This window comes from Kaistia geumhonensis (genome assembly GCF_030815145.1).
GTDB classification, from domain to species: domain Bacteria; phylum Pseudomonadota; class Alphaproteobacteria; order Rhizobiales; family Kaistiaceae; genus Kaistia; species Kaistia geumhonensis.
Genome location: NZ_JAUSWJ010000001.1, coordinates 2,430,608 through 2,448,333, shown reverse-complemented (window position 1 = coordinate 2,448,333; position 17,726 = coordinate 2,430,608). Strand labels below are relative to the sequence as shown.

The 17,726-nt window shown below is 68.3% G+C and carries 19 protein-coding genes; 12 read left to right on the top strand and 7 right to left on the bottom strand.

Features of this window, described 5'->3' with window-relative positions; all coding sequences use genetic code 11:
• Positions 1-80: 80 nt before the first annotated feature.
• Positions 81-974, bottom strand: coding sequence for an SDR family oxidoreductase (locus QO015_RS11625; RefSeq protein ID WP_266279277.1), 894 nt, complete (start codon positions 972-974; stop codon positions 81-83).
• A 130-nt stretch (positions 975-1,104) separates the two neighbouring features.
• Here QO015_RS11625 and QO015_RS11620 point away from each other — a divergent pair, with 130 nt between their 5' ends.
• Complete coding sequence (locus QO015_RS11620) at positions 1,105-2,049, top strand: AraC family transcriptional regulator (protein WP_266279278.1); 945 nt, start codon at positions 1,105-1,107, stop codon at positions 2,047-2,049.
• A 4-nt stretch (positions 2,050-2,053) separates the two neighbouring features.
• Here QO015_RS11620 and QO015_RS11615 read toward each other — a convergent pair whose 3' ends face one another.
• Positions 2,054-3,052, bottom strand: a complete 999-nt coding sequence (locus tag QO015_RS11615) for a GlxA family transcriptional regulator (protein WP_266279279.1) — start codon at positions 3,050-3,052, stop codon at positions 2,054-2,056.
• 122 nt (positions 3,053-3,174) lie between these two features.
• On the opposite strand from QO015_RS11615, the gene QO015_RS11610 reads away from it, so the two are divergent.
• Positions 3,175-4,038: an alpha/beta hydrolase gene (locus tag QO015_RS11610; RefSeq protein ID WP_266279281.1), complete on the top strand. Its 864-nt coding sequence runs from the start codon at positions 3,175-3,177 to the stop codon at positions 4,036-4,038.
• A gap of 96 nt (positions 4,039-4,134) precedes the next feature.
• Here the strand turns inward: QO015_RS11610 and QO015_RS11605 are convergent, their stop codons facing one another.
• Positions 4,135-4,614, bottom strand: coding sequence for a VOC family protein (locus tag QO015_RS11605; protein ID WP_266279283.1), 480 nt, complete (start codon positions 4,612-4,614; stop codon positions 4,135-4,137).
• 305 nt (positions 4,615-4,919) lie between these two features.
• Here QO015_RS11605 and QO015_RS11600 point away from each other — a divergent pair, with 305 nt between their 5' ends.
• The 3 genes from QO015_RS11600 to QO015_RS11590 all read left to right on the top strand — a co-directional run bounded on the left by QO015_RS11600 (position 4,920) and on the right by QO015_RS11590 (position 6,963).
• A complete protein-coding gene (locus tag QO015_RS11600; protein WP_266279285.1) occupies positions 4,920-5,825 on the top strand; it encodes an antibiotic biosynthesis monooxygenase in 906 nt (301 codons plus the stop codon).
• A 50-nt stretch (positions 5,826-5,875) separates the two neighbouring features.
• A complete protein-coding gene (locus QO015_RS11595) occupies positions 5,876-6,361 on the top strand; it encodes a nucleoside deaminase (protein WP_266279286.1) in 486 nt (161 codons plus the stop codon).
• Between the two features lie 113 nt (positions 6,362-6,474).
• Positions 6,475-6,963 (top strand): VOC family protein, encoded by a 489-nt coding sequence (locus QO015_RS11590; protein ID WP_266282361.1) that lies wholly within the window; start codon positions 6,475-6,477, stop codon positions 6,961-6,963.
• 6 nt (positions 6,964-6,969) lie between these two features.
• Here the strand turns inward: QO015_RS11590 and lepA are convergent, their stop codons facing one another.
• A complete protein-coding gene (gene lepA / locus QO015_RS11585; RefSeq protein ID WP_266279287.1) occupies positions 6,970-8,775 on the bottom strand; it encodes a translation elongation factor 4 in 1,806 nt (601 codons plus the stop codon).
• A 78-nt stretch (positions 8,776-8,853) separates the two neighbouring features.
• Positions 8,854-9,810, bottom strand: coding sequence for a LysR family transcriptional regulator (locus tag QO015_RS11580; protein ID WP_266279288.1), 957 nt, complete (start codon positions 9,808-9,810; stop codon positions 8,854-8,856).
• A 132-nt stretch (positions 9,811-9,942) separates the two neighbouring features.
• Between QO015_RS11580 and QO015_RS11575 the strand changes: the two genes are divergently transcribed.
• The 6 genes from QO015_RS11575 (at position 9,943) to prmB (ending at position 14,229) form a co-directional block, all read left to right on the top strand.
• Positions 9,943-10,485 carry a GNAT family N-acetyltransferase gene (locus QO015_RS11575; RefSeq protein ID WP_266279289.1) on the top strand — a complete coding sequence of 181 codons (543 nt, stop codon included), beginning with the start codon at positions 9,943-9,945 and terminating at the stop codon, positions 10,483-10,485.
• Positions 10,486-10,488: 3 nt separating this feature from the next.
• A complete protein-coding gene (locus QO015_RS11570; RefSeq protein WP_266279291.1) occupies positions 10,489-11,001 on the top strand; it encodes a GNAT family N-acetyltransferase in 513 nt (170 codons plus the stop codon).
• Positions 10,998-11,420, top strand: coding sequence for a hypothetical protein (locus QO015_RS11565; protein WP_266279292.1), 423 nt, complete (start codon positions 10,998-11,000; stop codon positions 11,418-11,420). Before QO015_RS11570 ends, QO015_RS11565 begins: the two co-directional genes overlap by 4 nt.
• Before the next feature lie 77 nt (positions 11,421-11,497).
• Positions 11,498-11,905, top strand: coding sequence for a CopM family metallochaperone (copM, locus tag QO015_RS11560; protein ID WP_266279294.1), 408 nt, complete (start codon positions 11,498-11,500; stop codon positions 11,903-11,905).
• Positions 11,906-11,986: 81 nt separating this feature from the next.
• Positions 11,987-13,207 (top strand): alpha/beta hydrolase family protein, encoded by a 1,221-nt coding sequence (locus QO015_RS11555; RefSeq protein WP_266279295.1) that lies wholly within the window; start codon positions 11,987-11,989, stop codon positions 13,205-13,207.
• A gap of 68 nt (positions 13,208-13,275) precedes the next feature.
• Positions 13,276-14,229, top strand: a complete 954-nt coding sequence (prmB, locus tag QO015_RS11550) for a 50S ribosomal protein L3 N(5)-glutamine methyltransferase (protein WP_266279297.1) — start codon at positions 13,276-13,278, stop codon at positions 14,227-14,229.
• On the opposite strand, the gene QO015_RS11545 is transcribed toward prmB, so the two are convergent.
• Positions 14,226-15,320 carry a choloylglycine hydrolase family protein gene (locus tag QO015_RS11545; protein WP_266279298.1) on the bottom strand — a complete coding sequence of 365 codons (1,095 nt, stop codon included), beginning with the start codon at positions 15,318-15,320 and terminating at the stop codon, positions 14,226-14,228. The two genes, prmB and QO015_RS11545, sit on opposite strands and share 4 nt — an antisense overlap.
• A 193-nt stretch (positions 15,321-15,513) precedes the next feature.
• Here QO015_RS11545 and rlmN point away from each other — a divergent pair, with 193 nt between their 5' ends.
• The gene (gene rlmN / locus QO015_RS11540; RefSeq protein WP_266279300.1) at positions 15,514-16,737 is read left to right on the top strand and encodes a dual-specificity RNA methyltransferase RlmN; all 1,224 of its coding nucleotides are present in this window, start codon (positions 15,514-15,516) and stop codon (positions 16,735-16,737) included.
• 7 nt (positions 16,738-16,744) lie between these two features.
• On the opposite strand, the gene QO015_RS11535 is transcribed toward rlmN, so the two are convergent.
• Entirely contained in the window at positions 16,745-17,635 is an 891-nt protein-coding gene (locus QO015_RS11535) for an AraC family transcriptional regulator (RefSeq protein ID WP_266279302.1), read from the bottom strand.
• Between the last annotated feature and the right edge of the window lie 91 nt (positions 17,636-17,726).

The following is a 17,726-nucleotide window of genomic DNA, read 5'->3' as shown; positions in this document are numbered from 1 at the left end:
GCGCGGCGGCGCGCCGCCGCAAGCCGCGGAAACGTGCCGGCTCGCGGTCGCGACGCGCCTGTTGCCGATCGGCCACCCCGTCAGGCGGGGAAATAGACCGCGCTGTCGAGCTCGGCGAGGAGCCCCGGATGCCTCGGCTCCCAGCCGAGGGCGGTCCGGGTCGCCGCGCTCGAGGTCGGGTTGTCGATCGCCGCGAAATGCGAGAACCACCCGAAATAGTCCTGGGCGGCTTCGCCCGTAGCACTCTCGACCGCCAGGCCGAGGCGGCGGCCGATGACGGTCGCGATCTCGCGGACCGGTATGCCCGTTTCGTCGGCGGCGTGGTAGCGGCCGGGCTCGCCTTTCTCGATCGCCAGACGATAGAGCTCCGCCGCGTCCAGCCGGTTTACGCCGGGCCAGACATTGGCGCCGTCGCCGATATAGGCCGAGCGCCCGTTCCGGCGCGCGAGGTCGATGAGGAGCGGCACGAAGCCGTGGTCGCCCGCACCATGTACGGAGGGCGCCAGCCGGACGATCGCGACCTTGGTGCCTTGCGCCGCGGCTTCTTCGGCCGCGCGCTCGGTCATGGCGCGCGGGACGATTTCGGGCGCCACGCGGACGGTTCTCTCCTCGGTGGCGAGACCGTCGCCCGAAACCAGCGCCGTACCCGAGGTGACGACGAGCAGCTTCTCCGTGCCGGCCATGGCCGCCCCGAGCGCGCCGATGACGCGCCGGTCCTGCTCGCAGTTCTCGCGGAATCGGGTGAAGTCATGCGTGAAGCCGCAATGGACGACGCCGTCCGCCGACACCGCGACGGCGGCGAAGCCCTCCGGCTCGGCGAGATCGCCGCGATGGACGCGCGCGCCCATCGTCGCGAGTGCGGCGGCGCCGCCGTCGGAGCGGGCGAGCCCGGTGACGGCGTGGCCGGCGGCGAGGAGATTGCGCACCACGGCCGAGCCGACAAAGCCCGTGGCGCCAGTGACGAAGACATGCATGGAATATTCTCTCGGATGAGCGCCGCGCCCTGCGCGCAGCGGGTGATGGCCCTACCGAGGAAAGCCTAGTCCGCGCCCTTCGGACGCTCTATGCTCGTCTATCCGTCATTTCTTCGAGATCGTCCGGACGATGACCAGCGACCCCCTTTCCGACATCCTGCTGCTGCTGAAGCCGGTCAGCTATCTCTCCGCCGGCTTCGACGCCGCGGGCGACTGGTCGGTCGCCTTTCCCGACCAGGGCGGCAAGATCAAATGTGGCGCGCTGGTTCGCGGCCGCTGCCAGCTCGCCGTCGAGGGCGCCGGGCCGCCGGTCATGCTCGAGGCGGGCGACTGCTTCGTGCTCCCGACCGGCCGGGCCTTCGCGATGGCGAGCGAGCCCGATCTTCCGCCCGTCCCGGCAAAGGCGCTCTTCCCGCCGGCGCGCCATGGCGGGGTGGTCACCGTCAATGGCGGAGGCGAGGTGTTCATGGCGTCGAGCCGCTTCGCCCTCGCCGGCGGCCATGCGGCGCTCATCGGCAGCCTGATGCCGCCGCTCATTCACGTCGAGAGCGGGCCAGGGCAGGAGATGCTGCGCTTTTCGATCGAGCGCATGGTGGCCGAGTTCGCCGGGCAGCGGCCGGGCAGCGTGCTGGTGATCCGCCATCTCGCGCATCTCGTGCTGGTCGAGGCGCTGCGGGCGCATCTGGCGTCGAGCCCGCCGGGCGGAACCGGCTGGATGGCGGCGCTGGGCGACGCCAGGATCGGCGCCGCGCTCCGCGCCGTCCATGCCGATCCGGGGCGCCGCTGGACGCTGGTGGCGCTCGCCGCCGAAGCGGGCATGTCGCGCTCCTCCTTCGCCGAGCGCTTCCGTGCCATCGTCGGCCTGCCTCCGATGGACTATCTCGCCCGCTGGCGCATGGCGCTCGCGGCCGACCGGCTGGCCGAGGGGCGCGAGGGGGTCGGCGTCATCGCTCTCTCGCTCGGATACGAGTCGGAAAGCGCCTTCTCGACCGCCTTCCGGCGCGTGATGGGCGCGGCGCCGCGCCGCTATGGCCGGGGCGAAGACATGACGGCGCCGCCGCTCGCGGCCGAGTGAGCCGTCACCGCGCCGATGCCTCCGCGGACCGTTCCTTCCGATAGAGGCCGGGAGGCGTGCCATAGGCACGGCGAAAGGCCTTTGCGAAGGCGCTGACATCGGCATAGCCGAGCTTCTCGGCGATCCGCTTCAGCGGCAGGTGGCCGTCCTCGACGAATTCGCGCGCGCGGGCGATGCGCACGGCGCGGCAATATTCGATCGGCGTCAGGCCGGTGGCGCTCTGGAACCGCCGCAGGAAGGTGCGTCGCTCCAGTCCGGCCGCCGACGCCATCGCCGCGAGCGTCACGTCGCGGCCGTCGCGCAGGTGAACATGCTCCTGCGCCTTGCGGATCGCCGCGTCGCCATGCGCGCGCAGCGGCTCGAGATCGGCGCGTAGCAGTTCGAGATCGGCACTCGGCGGAGGCGGCGCCTCGGCGGTCCGGCCCGCGAGCGCGAAGCGGGCGGTCTCCGCTTCGACCGCCTCGCCGAGCAGCCGTCCGATCAGAAGCAACCCGACATCGACCCAGGCCATGAAGCCGCCGGCGGTGAGAATGCCGGGATGGGCGATCATCCGCGCGTCGGTATCGACCAGGATCGTCGGGAAGGTCCTGGCGAGCTCCCGCGCGCAGCCCGGATGCGTCGAGACGATCCGTCCTTCGAGAAGGCCGCTGGCCGCGACCAGAAACACGCCCGAGCAGACCGACACCAGCTCGACGCCGCGGCCATGCTCGGCGCGAAGGAACCGGCCGATCGCGTCGATCGTCTGCGGCTCGGGCAGGTCGGAAAGCGTCGGCGGCACGACGAGCGCGATGGGCCGGGCGCGATCGTCGCGTTCGCCGCGATCCGGGGCGACGCCGGCGGGACCCGCCGACCAATGGGTGATGCTGAGCCCGCGGCCGGTCCCCGACGCGGCGTCGAGATTGGCGGCGATGGTGAGGAGGTCGGTGAGGCCGTGGACAGCCGCCAGCTGCACGCCGGGATAGACGAGGATGCCGATCTCGGGGTGACGTGCCGAAGCCGTCATTTTGTCCCTTCCGGACAAGACTTTGACCCTTCCGGTCATACCAGAGGTGGCGCCTGCCGGCCACACTCGTCTCCGTCCGCCGCCCGGCGCGGCGAAAGGCCGGCAACAGGGGAATTGTGATCATGCTCGAAGAGGATTTCAGCAATGGCGGTGTCAGGATCCATCTCCGTTCCTGGATGCCGGACGCCGCGCCACGCGCTGTGGTGGTGATCTGCCACGGCGTCAATTCCCATGGCGGCCAGCACGCCTGGACGGCCGCGCAGTTCGTCGCCGCGGGCTTCGCGGCCTTCGCGCTCGACCTGCGCGGACGCGGCCTTTCCGACGGCGAGCGCTATCTCGTCCATGACATCGCGGACTATGTCTCCGATCTCGCGGCGACGATCGCCATCGCCAAGACGCGGCTGCCCGGACTGCCGGTCTATCTGCTCGGACACAGCGCCGGTGGCGTCGTGTCATGCACCTATGCGCTCGACTATCAGAACGAGATCGACGGCCTCGTCTGCGAGAGCTTCGCCTTCCAGGTGCCGGCGCCGGGCTTCGTGCTCACGGCGATCAAGGGGCTCAGCCATCTCGCGCCGAAGCTCGGCGTGCTCACGCTGCCGATGAAGGATTTCACCCGCGATCCGGTCGCGCTGGCGGCGCTGGAGGCCGATCCGCTGACCAAGGGCGAATCGCAGCCGGCTGCGACGGTGGCCGCGCTGGTGCGCGCCGACGAGCGGCTGCACGACTCGTTCGAGACGATCACGCTTCCGGTTCTCATCATGCACGGCACCGAGGACCGGGCCACGGTCTGCCGCGGCAGCGAGTATTTCCACGCCCATGCGGGCTCGGCCGACAAGACCCTCAAGCTCTATGAGGGGCACTATCACGACCTCCTGAACGATCTCGGCAAGGAGGAGGTCATGGCCGACATCCTCGACTGGATCGAGGCGCGACTGCCGCAACCGTCGGTCCGCCCTTCTGAGGCGGCCTCGGCCAGGGCGTAGGGAGAGCCGGCGTCCTTTGCCGGCTATCCCGCCCGCCTCCTTGCGCCGGCCGGGGCGGCGGGCCGGGCCTCCCGGCCTTCGCCGGACCGCCGCGGCTCAGCCTCGCCTTGCGGCCTCGATCGCGGCGATGTCGATCTTCGACATCGTCATCATCGCCTCGAAGGCACGCTTCGCCTCGGCGCCGCCGGCAGCGAGGGCGTCGGTGAGGGCGCGGGGCGTGATCTGCCAGTTGATGCCCCAGCGATCCTTGCACCAGCCGCAGGCGCTCTCCTTGCCCCCGTTCTCCACGATCGCGTTCCAGTAGCGGTCGGTCTCCGCCTGGTCGTCGGTGGCGATCTGGAAGGAGAAGGCCTCGCTATGCGTGAAGGCCGGCCCGCCATTGAGGCCGATGCAGGGAATGCCCGCGACGGTGAATTCGACGGTGAGCACGTCGCCGGCCTTGCCCATTGGATAGTCGCTCGGGGCGCGATGGACGCCGGTCACAACGCTGTCCGGAAAGAGGCCCGCGTAGAAATTCGCCGCCGCCTCGGCTTCCTTATCGTACCAGATGCAGATCGTGTTCTTGGCCGCCGCCATCGTCCGTCTCCTCTCCACAAGCTCTCCGAGCGATCCGGATGCGATCCGGCCGCCTCCCGAGGACGGACGGAGCGCCCATGATCCGACGCCTCGCCATGCAGAAATGTCGCTGGCGCGCGATGGCTCTCGGTCCGGCCGCGATGACGCTATCAATCCTTCTCCGCTTGTGGCTAGATGCGTCAAGAAGAGCGTATTTCTGCGATTTGCCCATCCGCTCCATATTGACGAATTTATTCGCGCTCCGGACCGTATTTCGAGGATAATCGATAGTGCAGCCGCATAACTCGACCCATGCGACGTCGATCATGACCAAGATCACGTTGGTGGAGGGCTGCGAGTCGGCCTTTGCACTCTGGCAGGCCGCTTTCACCCGCGAGGCGGCGACGGCCGACGGCTTCGCCAGCATCGAGATCCTGCCCGAATTCGCCGGATCGGCGGAGTGGCGCATCATCCAGCGCTTCCGCGACGCCGCCTCTCTCGAGGCATGGCAGCGCTCGCCGGATCGCGCCGCGCGCATCGCCGAGCTGGATGCGCTGCGGGTCCATGGCGAAGCGGGCGACGGCGACGAGCTGGCGCCGGATTTCCATTCGCTGTCTTGCGTCACCGAAGTGATCGCGAGCGAGGTCAAGCCGAGCCACGAGGCGGACTTCCAGGCCTGGGCCGCCGACGTGCAGGCGAAGCAGTCTCTCTTCCCCGGCTATATGGGCACGCTGGTCCAGGCCCCCGTCTCGTCGGCGCTGCCCTACTGGACGACGCTGGTCCGCTATTCGACCCAGGAGGAGCTCGAACGGTGGCTGGGCTCGCCCGAGCGCAAGGCGCTGCTCGAGCGCTCGGATCCGGAAGTCTCGACATGGAAGAGCCGGCGCCTGAGCCCGTTCTCGGGCTGGTTCCCGGCCGAGCCGGACAGGCCGCCGCCGGCCGCATGGAAGCAGACCATGCTGGTGCTGCTGGTCCTCTTTCCCGTCGTCATGCTGGAAATCCGCTTCCTGAGCCCGCTCACCGCCGCATTGCCGGGGCCGGTCGCGACCTTCATCGGCAATGCGATCAGCGTCGCGCTGGTCTCCTGGCCCCTGATGCGGTTCGCGATCGCCGGGCTCGGCTGGTGGCTATCGCCGCCTGCGGACCAGCGCGGGCGGAGCGAGGCGCTCGGCCTCGCCACCGTCCTTCTCCTTTACGCGATCGAGATCGCGATCTTCATGCTGCTCCCCTGAGCGTGGGACAGCCATTCTCCCCAGAACGCTCCAAAGAAAGAGGGAACACCGTGACCGCGACCGACGACAACAAGTACATGGCGAGGGCGATCGAGCTCTCCCGCAAGACCTCGCTTGAAGACAGCGCCGGCGGCGCCTTCGGCTGCGTCATCGTCAAGGACGGCAAGATCATCGGCGAGGGCGCCAACCGCGTCGTGGCCGAGAACGATCCGACCTGGCACGGCGAGATCGAGGCGATCCGCAAGGCCTGCAAGGCCGAGGGCAGCTTCAAGCTGGAAGGCGCGACGCTCTATACCAGCGCCGAGCCCTGCCCGATGTGCATGGCCGCGACCTACTGGGCCGGCATCAAGCGCGTGTTCTACGCGGCGCAGATCGAGGACGCCCTCGAATACGGCAATTTCGACGACAGCTTCATCTATTCGGAGCTGCGCAAGCCGGTCGAGGACCGCTCGATCGAGATCAAGCAGATCATGCGCCCCGAGGCCGTCGAAGTCTGGAAGCTCTACCAGCAGAAGGCCGACAAGGTTCAGTATTGAGGGCAAGGCGGCGGGTGTCCCGACACCTTGCCGAGGCTGAACACGCAATCGGCTCTTGACGGCAACATTGCTTGCGGTCGCATCATCCTGCCTCTTTTCCAAGAGGCAGGATGATGGTCGAAAAGCGCATGCCGCCCGTTGTGGGACTTTATGAAACCCATTTGACCGTCGCCGACCTCACGCGCTCGATCGCATTCTATTGCGACGTCGTCGGGCTCGAACTCGCGCGGATTTTCGCGGAAAGACGGATCGCCTTCTTCTGGGTCGACGATCGCAGGACCGGGATGCTGGGCCTATGGGAAACCGGCGGCGGGCCGCTCCGAATGCGGCTGCACATCGCCTTCTCCATGACACGGGAGGGCGTGCTTGCCTCGCATGCCGCGCTCGCGGCGCAGGGCGTCGAGCCGCTCAACTTTGCCGGCCAGAGAGCGGCAGAGCCCGAGGTGATCGGCTGGATGCCGGCGCTCTCGCAGTTTTTCGCCGACCCGGACGGCCATTCGATCGAGTTCATCGCGATCCTCGACGATGACCCCAATCCGGAATTCGGAGTCAGGCCCTATTCGGAATGGCTGGCCCGGCAGCGGCCGTCGGCTCCGGGCTGATGCGCCTCACTCGTCCATCTTGAGCGCGGCGATGAAGGCTTCCTGCGGGATGTCGACCTTGCCGAACTGGCGCATCTTGCGCTTGCCCTCCTTCTGCTTGTCGAGGAGCTTGCGCTTGCGGGTGATATCGCCGCCATAGCACTTGGCCGTCACGTCCTTGCGCAGTGCGCGCACCGTCTCGCGGGCGATGATCTTGCCGCCGATCGCCGCCTGGATCGGGATGACGAAGAGATGCTGCGGGATGAGGTCCTTCAGCTTCTCGCACATGGCGCGGCCCCGCCGCTCCGACTGCGATCGGTGCACGAGCATCGACAGCGCGTCGACCGGTTCGGCATTGACGAGGATCTGCAGCTTGACGAGGTCGCCTTCCTTGTAGTCGGTCAGCTGGTAGTCGAACGAGGCATAGCCCTTCGAGACCGATTTCAGGCGATCGTAGAAGTCGAACACGACCTCGTTGAGCGGCAGGTCGTAGGTCACCATCGCGCGCGCGCCGACATAGGAAAGGTCGACCTGCACGCCGCGGCGCTCCTGGCAGAGCTTCAGGATCGCGCCGAGATATTCGTCGGGCGTCAGGATGGTGGCGCGGATCCACGGCTCGGCGATCGTGTCGATCTTCACGACATCCGGCATGTCGGCCGGATTGTGCAGCTCCATCTCGGTGCCGTCGGTGAGTGTGATCTTGTAGACCACCGATGGGGCGGTCGCGATCAGGTCGAGATTGAACTCGCGCTCCAGCCGCTCCTGGATGATCTCGAGATGCAGCAGGCCCAGGAAGCCGCAGCGGAAGCCGAAGCCGAGCGCGGCCGAGGTCTCCATTTCAAACGAGAACGACGCGTCGTTGAGGCGCAGCTTGCCCATTGCGGCGCGCAGTTCCTCGAAATCGGCGGCGTCGGTCGGGAAGAGGCCGCAGAACACGACCGGCTGCGCTGGACGGAAGCCCGGCAGCGGCTCGGCAGTCGGCTTCTTGTCGTCGGTGATGGTGTCGCCAACGCGGGTATCGGCGACTTCCTTGATCGAGCCGGTGAAGAAGCCGATCTCGCCCGGGCCAAGGCTGTCGACCATGACCATCTTCGGCGTGAAGAAGCCGACGCGCTCGATGTCGTAGGCGGCGCCGGCGCGCATCATGCGGATGCGCTGGCCCTTGGAGAGGCGGCCGTCGATGACGCGCACCAGCACGACGACGCCGAGATAGGTGTCGTACCAGCTATCCACGAGCAGCGCCTTCAGCGGCGCGCCGGCGTCGCCCTTCGGCGCCGGCAGGTCGGTGACGATCGCTTCCAGCACGTTCTCGACGCCGAGGCCGGTCTTCGCCGAGATGAGCACGGCGCGCGAGGCATCGATGCCGATCACCTCCTCGACCTGGGCGCGGATGCGCTCCGGCTCGGCGGCGGGCAGGTCGACCTTGTTGAGGACGGTGACGATCTCGAGATTGTTGTCGATCGCCTGATAGACATTGGCGAGCGTCTGCGCCTCGACGCCCTGCGAGGCGTCGACGACGAGCAGCGCGCCCTCGCAAGCTGCCAGCGAGCGCGAGACCTCATAGGCGAAGTCCACATGGCCGGGGGTGTCCATGAGGTTCAGGATATAGGACTTGCCGTCCTTCGCCTTGTAGTCGAGCCGGACGGTCTGCGCCTTGATCGTGATGCCGCGCTCGCGCTCGATCTCCATGGAATCGAGCACCTGATTGGTCATCTCGCGGTCGCTGAGGGCGCCGGTGAGCTGGATCAGGCGATCGGCGAGCGTCGACTTGCCATGGTCGATATGCGCGACGATCGAGAAATTGCGGATATTGGCGAAGGGCTCGGTGCTCATGGCGCGCTGCATAGCATCATCGCCAGAAGCGGCAAAGCGCAGAAAGCGCGGCTTTTGGAGGCCATGCGCCGGCCAGGCTCAGGCGCTGGCATCCTCGCCGGCTCCGTCCTCATCCGCCTCGCGCGCGTCCTCGCGGGCCGTGTCGAGAATGCCGAGCGTCCGCGCGCGGGCGACGAGGCGGGCGGCGAGATCGGCGGCGAGCGGCCGCGGCGGCTCCCCGGGCCGTCCCGCGACCAGCGCCGAGCGGCGGTCGATCGGCGGCGCATCGACGGGGTCGATGACGACGAGGCGGCCGAATTCGCGGTCCGCGGCGATCTGCGGCGCCAGCAGATGGCCGATGGCGAGGCCGCGCTCGATCAGCGCCCGGCTCGGCTCCAGCGTCATCAGCGAGGTGCCGCGCGCCATCTTCTGCATCGCGAGGATCGGCTCCGGCGTCACCTGCCACCACAGATGCGTCACGAAGCGCGGCGCGATCTCGAAGATGCGCTGCAGCGTCGGCGACGGGCCGATGGCGCGGGCGAGCTCGGGCGCCGCGACGAGATGGGCGCGCTCGCGAAAGAGGGCGAGCGGCTCCAGCGGATCGAGCAGCGGATCGAGATTGGGCCAGGCGATGACGCCGAGATCGATGCGCCGGTCATGCAGCCATTCCGCGATCTCGCGGTGCCGGCCCTCCTCGATGTCGAGCTCGACATGCGGGTGCTCGGCGAGGAACTCGGCCACCGGCGTCGTGACGAGCGGCGCCACCAGGCTGCGCAGCGTGCCGATCGCGACGCGGCCGCGATCCATCACCCGCATCGCCTCCTCGCTCTCGATGAGCGTCGAGAGCACGCGGCGGGCATAGGGCAGGAAGGCGGTGCCGCGCTCGGTCAGCTCCACCTTGCGGCCGCGCACGAAAAGCGGGCCGCCGACATGCTGCTCCAGCGTGCGCATGCGCATCGAGATCGTCGCCTGGGTCACGTTGAGCCGGGCGGCGGCCTTGGTGAAGGAGCCGTCGCGCACGATGCGGTCGAAACTGCGCAGCTGATCGATATCCATAGAGAAACCTTATACGGCTCGTGAGGATTCCTGATGGATCGGCGCGTCGGATTGACAGGAGCAATCGAACAGCGCGATAGCTCGTCTCATCCGCAGCTGCAAGCGGCACCCGCCAAGCCGAGCCGTAACGCCATGACCGAGACCCGCCCGGACGCGACCTTGCGCAGCCTCTCCCATGCCGAGGCCGAGGCGGCGCTGGACGGGCTCGCCGAAGTGCTGGTCGATGCCGTGGAGCATGGCGCGTCGGTGAATTTCCTCGCCGGCTTCCGCCATGACGAGGCGGTCGCCTTCTGGCGCGGCCAGCTTCAGGCGATCGCCGAGGGCAAGCGCGCCCTCATCGTCGCCGAAACGGGGGGACGGGTGGTCGGAACGGTGGTCGTCACCCATGCGCATCAGCCGAACCAGCCTCACCGCGCCGATGTCGGCAAGATGCTGGTTCATTCCTCCATGCGTCGCCGGGGGCTCGGACGGCGCCTGTTGGCGGCCGCTGAAGCGGAGGCTCTGGCAAGCGGGCGAACGCTCCTGGTGCTCGATACCGAGACCGACAGTGCCGGCCATCGCCTCTATGCCGCCTGCGGCTGGATCGAGGTCGGCACCATTCCGGGTTTCGCCCTCTCCACGACCGGGGAGCCGAGCGGGGCGACGATCTTCTACAAGCGCATCGGGAACGATTGAGCCATGCTGATCCGGCCGGCGGGCGAAGGCGATCTCCCCGCGATCCTCGCCATCTATAACGATGCCGTCGTCAACACGACCGCGATCTGGAACGACGACGTCGTCGATCTCGACAATCGCCGCGCCTGGTTCGCTGCCCGCAAGGCGCAGGGCTATCCGGTTCTAGTCGCGGAAGAAGCCGGGCGTGTGCTTGGCTATGGCTCCTATGGCGATTTCCGGCCGTTCCAGGGCTATCGCTTCACTGTCGAGAACTCGGTCTATGTGGCGGCCGAGGCGCGTGGCAAGGGCGCCGGCGCCGCGTTGCTCGCGGCCCTGGTCGACCACGCCGCCGCCACCGGCAAGCATGTCATGATCGCCGCCATCACCGCCGGGAATGAGGCCTCCGTACGGCTGCATGCGCGGCAGGGCTTCGTCGAGACGGGCCGTCTCGGCGAGGTCGGCTTCAAGTTCGGCCGGTTCCTGGATCTCGTGCTCATGGAGCGGCGGCTCACCGCAACGTCATCGCCCGCCGCTTGACGCTGCGCCGGCAAGGGCCCAGCCTGCGGGCCATGAGGCTTTCCCGCATCCTCGACCGGCTCGCCGCGTTCGTGTTGATCCTGGCGCTCGCCGCCGGCTTAACCGCCTCGGCCACGATGCCCGCGCATATGCTGCCGGGATCTGCGATGGCCGAAGGGATGACCGGGGCGATGGCGGATTGCCCGCATCCGATGATGGCGATAGGGGACCACGGCTCGCACGCGGAGACGACCGGCCCCGTCTCGCAGGGCAAGGCGCAGGCGCCGATGCTCTGCTGCGCGGGGGCCGGCCCATGCCTTGCGGCCGAACTCGCCGCGCCGCCGCCGCTCCGCCTTGCGGCCGGGCGGTCACTGCCCGCCTCCGATGCGCTGCCGCGCGCCGCCGCGCCCGGACCGGAACTGCCGCCGCCCCGCGCCTGACCGAAGCCGGAACAGCCGCGCCGCTCCGCAACCCGCGGACGGCGCCCGTCATGCTGCCCATCGATCAGGAGACCACCATGCTGAAAGCAGCAACGCTCGCCATCGCCCTCGCATCGTCCTTCGCCCTGCCGCTCGCCGCCACGGCCGAGGAGATGTCGCACGACATGCACGACATGAAGGGCATGTCGGATGCCGTAAGGCCCGAGGACTCGGCCTCGACCAGAGCCTTCAAGGAAGCCGATGCGGCGATGATGAAGGGGATGGCGATCGACTATTCCGGCAATGCCGATGTCGATTTCGTCCGGGCGATGATTCCGCATCACGAAGGAGCGGTCGCGATGGCCCGGGTCGAGCTCCAATATGGCAAGGACCCGGAACTGCGGAAGCTCGCCGCCGACATCATCGCCGCGCAGGAGACCGAGATCGCCTTCATGAAGGCGTGGCTGGCCAAGAACGGCGACAAGGGCGCGCCGCAGAAGAACTGACCGAAGCGCGGCGCTCCGCATCTTCCGCGAGCGGGGCGCCGCGTTCTATGCTCGGCGCTCCGTTGCCAGGGGAGCCCCTCGATGCCGCGCCTGTTCCACGACGAGATGCATGACGAGTTCGGCTGCTGGCTCTATGGCTATATCGCCACCGGCGGGCCGGAATTCGGCGAGATCGCCGCGCTCGCAGAAGCGGTCGGCGAGGGTGGCGACGAGGCCTATCACAGCGCCTTCGTCGCGGCCGGCGAGCGGGCCTTCGCCGAGGCCGAGGCGGCGGAGCGGTCCGGTCATCGCCAGGCGGCGCGCGAGAACTATCTCCGCGCCAGCGCGATCTTCGACACCTCCTATCATCCGCTCTATGGCGCGCCGACCGATCCGCGGCTCGTCGCCGCCTTCAGGCGGCAGATGGCGGCGATGGAGCGCGCTTTCGCGCTCATGGAGCCGCGGCCCGTTCCTCTCGCCATTCCCTTCGAGGGGGCGACCATCCAGGCCTGGTATCTGCCGCCGCCAAAGGAGGCAGGCGGCGCGGCGCCGCTCGTGGTCTTCACCAACGGCTATGACGGCACGGTGACGGACATGTATTTCGCCTCGGCCGCCGCCGCCCACCGGCGCGGCTATGGCAGCCTCATCTTCGACGGTCCGGGCCAAGGCGGCATGCTCTACGAGCAAGGCGTCGTCATGCGGCCGGACTGGGAGACCGTCGTTTCGGCGGTGATCGACGTTGCCGTGACGCTGCCGGGCGTCGATCCGGCGCGCATCGCGCTGTCGGGCTGGAGCTTCGGCGGATATCTCGCGCCGCGGGCCGCCTCGGCCGAGCCGCGCATCGCCGCGCTCATCGCCGACCCGCTGCTGCCGGGCCTTGCCGACGGCGTCCGCGCCATGGCGATGAAATTCGGTGCCAGCCGCGACCAGGCGGCTGACCTCCGCACCCTTGCCCCCGAATTCGTCGCAGCCATGGATAGCGTCGTGCGGGGCAATCCCTCGCTCGACTGGAAGATCGTGAAGCGCGGCTTCTGGGTCCACGGCGTCGACAGCCTCGCCGGCTATCTCGCGGACGCCGAGCGCTACACGCTCTGGGAGAGGCTCGAAGCAATCCGCTGCCCGACCCTCGTCACGGTCGGCGAGAACGACAGCCTCGCCGCCGGGGCGCCCGCCGCTTTCGAAAGGCTCACCTGCCCGAAGCTCATGATCCGCTTCACCGCCGCAGAAGGCGCCGGCGACCATTGCGAGATGGCGAACCGGGCGCTTCTCAACCGCCGCACCTTCGACTGGCTCGACGATGTCTTCGCCGGACGTTTCGGCTAGGGCATTTCCATCCGGCCGGGAAAGGCTCTAAAGGAGGCGCGACCTCACATGACGCGCGAGTTCCAGCCGTGACCGATGCCCTTCCCGCCGCCGAACATCTTCTCACCGTGCGCGATTTCCTGCGCCATGCCGTCAGCCGCTTCCGCTCGGCCGGGCTCGCCTTCGGGCACGGCGCGAGCGATGCCTTCGACGAGGCGGCGTTCATGGTGCTGGAAGGCCTGAAGCTGCCGATCGACACGCTCGAGCCCTTTCTCGACGCGCGGCTGCTGCCCGATGAGCGCGCGCGGCTCGCGGAGTTGATCGAGGCGCGTGTGACGACGCGCAAGCCCGCCGCCTACCTCCTGAAGCGCGCCTATGTGCAGGGCATTCCGCTCTATGTCGACGAGCGGGTGATAGTGCCGCGCTCGTTCATCTGCGAGCTGCTGGTCTCCGACATCGTCGGCGGCGACGACTTCACCATCATCGAGGACACTGGCTCGGTCGAGACGGTGCTCGACCTCTGCACCGGCTCCGGTGCGATCGCCATCCTCGCCGCCGAGGTGTTCGAGAATGCCGATATCGACGCCGTCGATCTCTCGCCGGACGCGCTCGAGGTGGCGAAGATCAACGTCGCCGAGCACGGGCTCGAAGGCCGGCTGTCGCTGATCGAGGGCGATCTCTTCGCGCCGCTCGAGGGCAGGACCTACGACCTCATCCTCACCAACCCGCCCTATGTGGACGAGGTGGCGATGGAGGAACTCCCCGAGGAATACCGCCACGAGCCGGCCATGGCGCTGGGTTCCGGGCTCGACGGGCTCGACATCGTCCGCCGCATCCTCGCCGAGGCCGGCGCGCATCTGAACCCCGGCGGCGGCCTCCTCTGCGAGATCGGCGCCGGCCGCGAGATCATCGAGGCCGAATATCCGGATCTTCCCTTCCTCTGGCTCGACACCGAGGAGAGCGAGGGCGAGGTGTTCTGGCTGGCTGCCGAGGCGCTCGGCGCCACCGCGTCGAGCACCATCGGCGCCGTCGAGCAGGATTAGGGCGCCAGCGCCTCTGCGCCGATGACCGCGTTCGGATAGGGCAGGGCGCCGACCGGCTTCGACATCGGCTTGTCGCTCGCGAAGAGCGGCGCGAGGTCGATGGTGAGATAGCTGGTGCGGTGGTCGTAGTCCGCGATGATCAGGCGGTTTTGCGTCAGGTCCTTGATCGAGACCCACTGCGTGTAGTCGGAGACGACCGTGTCGCCGTCCTTCGACTGCGCGACGCCGATCGGGATGTCGACAGTGTTGAGGATATGCGTGATGGTCTGCGTCGCTTCGCCGCCGTCCTTCGGCTGTGGCACGAAATGGCGCATGAAGGCGGCGCGGACGAAGCGCGAGGGCGGCGTATAGTCGCCCGGCAGGCCCATGGTGCCGCCGCCCTGGCCGAGCGCCGTCACATCGACATCGCCGTATTGCCGGCTGTTGGCGCCGATCGAGGAGAGGTTCACATAGTTCCTCAGATTGGTGAGGTGCCAGTCATAGGTCGGCGCGTTGGTCAGCACATGCGCCGCGTCGTCATAGATCTTCAGCTCGCCGCCGACATATTCGACGATCAGCCCGGCGCCCGAACGGTCGTCGAGCTTGAAATGCATGGCCGGCACTGTCGGGCCGGTCGGCAGAGCAGGATCAGACCAGACCTTAACGGTCGGCAGCGCCGCCTTGACGCTCGCCACGTCCTTGAAGCTGCCGAGCAGCCATTTGGCGAAGGATAGAATCTCGACGGCGTTGGCGGCGTCGGCCGCGTCCACGGTCTGGTACTGCGTGAAGCCCGGCAGGAAATTCGCGCTGAGCGCGAGGCCCGCCTCGTTCTGTCCCTCGACCAGCGGCATGCCCGGGATGATCCCGGCGCCGATGCCGACCACGGAATAGCTCGTGGTGACGGTGCGGGGGCTGGCGCCTTTCGGGGCGGGCAGCGTCAGGCTCGTGCCCTTCGGGATGCTGGCGAGCGTCCACTGCATGTCGAACGCCCATTCCATGGTGCGGCCAGCAATGACGGACTTGTCCGTGGCCACGATGTCGACGGCGGTGCAGGCGAGTGCGGCATGGCTCATGGCGGTGAGCGAAAGCGCGGCAGCGAGCAGACGAAGCATGGTCGTTCCTCCCCGATCGGGACTTTGCGTCCCGTTGCACCATGCTGCCACGGCGTTAAGGCCCGCTGAAGAGGGCCGCGCAAAGGCGGCATGATTTTCGCCGCATCCTGTGCTATGAGCCGGCCAACGCGAATGACGCCGATCAAACGAGGCCGCCCGAGGCGCCCGGATCGGAAGAGAACGGAATCCTCGCATGACCGCTCCCCTCGCCGCCGCTCCGGCGGCCGAAGCCATTCAGAAGCCGCCGCGCGGCGCGGGCGAGAAGCCCTCGCTGGTGGGCCTCTCGCGCGCCGGCATCGGCGCCGAACTCGCCGCGATCGGCGTCGAGCCGAAGCAGATCCGCATGCGCACGGCCCAGATCTGGAACTGGATCTATGCGCGGGGCGTCACCGATTTCGGCGACATGCTGAATGTTTCCAAGGATATGCGCGCGACGCTTGCCGACGCGTTCACGCTGGCGCGGCCGGAGATCGTCGCCGAGCAGGTGTCCGAGGACGGCACGCGCAAGTGGCTGATGCGCTTCCCCCCGCGCGGTGCCGGCCGTCCGGTCGAGATCGAGACGGTCTATATCCCCGAAATCGGCCGTGGCACGCTCTGCGTCTCCAGCCAGGTCGGCTGCACGCTCACCTGTTCCTTCTGCCATACCGGCACGCAGAAGCTGGTGCGGAACCTGACCGCCGAGGAGATCGTCGGCCAGATCCTCGTCGCGCGCGACCGCCTCGGCGATTTTCCGGACAAGTCGACGCCGGTCGGCGCCGCGGTCCCCTCGGAGGGCCGCCTCGTCTCCAACATCGTCATGATGGGCATGGGCGAGCCGCTCTACAATTTCGACAATGTGAAGGAGGCGCTGCTCATCGCCTCCGACGGCGAGGGCCTGTCGCTCTCCAAGCGGCGCATCACGCTCTCGACCTCCGGCGTCGTGCCGATGATCCCGCGCGCCGGCGAGGAGATCGGCTCGATGCTGGCGATCTCGCTGCATGCGGTGCGCGACGACCTGCGCGACATCCTCGTGCCGCTCAACAAGAAATACCCGATCGCCGAACTGCTCGACGCCTGCCGCGCCTATCCGGGCCTTTCCAACGCCCGCCGCATCACCTTCGAATATGTGATGCTGAAGGACATCAACGACAGCGCGGCCGATGCGCGCGAACTCGTCCGCCTGCTGCGCGGCATCCCGGCCAAGATCAACCTGATCCCGTTCAATCCCTGGCCGGGCGTCAACTACCAGTGTTCGGACTGGGAGACGATCGAGGCCTTCTCGGACATCGTCAATCGCGCCGGCTATGCCTCGCCGATCCGCACACCGCGCGGCCGCGACATCCTCGCTGCCTGCGGGCAGCTGAAGAGCGAGAGCGAGCGCATGCGCGCCCGCGAGCGCCTCGCGCTCGAGGCGATGATGGCGGACAGCGAGGACTGAGCCTCGCTCACGCGGCCTGACGGCGCAGCCGTGTTCCGTCGCGGGCCGGCGGCATGCCGAACATCCGCACATAGTCGCGGCTGAACTGCGACGGGCTTTCGTAGCCGACCGCATAGGCTGCGGATTCGGCGCGCGCGGCCGTGCCGATGATCAGCCGCCGCGCCTCGATCAGCCGCAGCCGCTTCTGATACTGCAGCGGCGTCATGCCGGTGAGCGCCTTGAACTGGCGATGGAAGGCCGAAGCGCTGAGCTGCGCGACCTCGGCCAGCTCGGCGATCCGCACCGTCTCGCGAAAGCGTCCGCGCAGCATATGCAGCGCCTCGATGAGGCGGCCCGGACGGCTGCCGGCCGCGGCGAGGCGGGCGACCGCGCCGCCCTGCGGCCCGGCCAGCAGCCAGTAGCAGATCTCGCGCATCAGCGGCGGCAGGAGCAGCGCGGCGGCCTCCGGCGTCGCCGTGAGGCGCATGGCGCGCAGCATGCAGTCCGACAACGGTTCGTCGATATCGATCACCGCGAGGCCGAGGCTCGCTTCGGCGACGGCGGGCGGCGTCTCCATCTGCTCGATCACCTCGCGCAGGATGGCGAGGTCGAGTTCGAGCACCACGCCCAGAAAAGGCTTCTCGGGGCTCGCCTCGACCACGCAGCCGGTCGCGGGGATATCGAGGCTGACGAGCAGCGCATGACCGGCGGCGTAGTGAAGCCGCACATCGCCGGCTTCGCTCCATTTCGCGCCCTGAACGACGACACAGAGCGCCGGGCGGTGAATGACATGCGAGGGCGGCTTCGTCGTGTCGTTCCGAAGCACGAACAGACCGTCGATGCCGGTCAGGAACGGTCCTTCGCCCGGCCTATGTGCCGCAAAGCGGCTCACGGCCTCCACCAGCGCGCTCGAAACCACGATCCGCCTCGCCTCCTGTCGAGCGCCAGACATAGGAAGGCGCGGGGGATCGGGCAAGAAGCAGGATCGGGCAAGAACGAGGGGAGTTCCG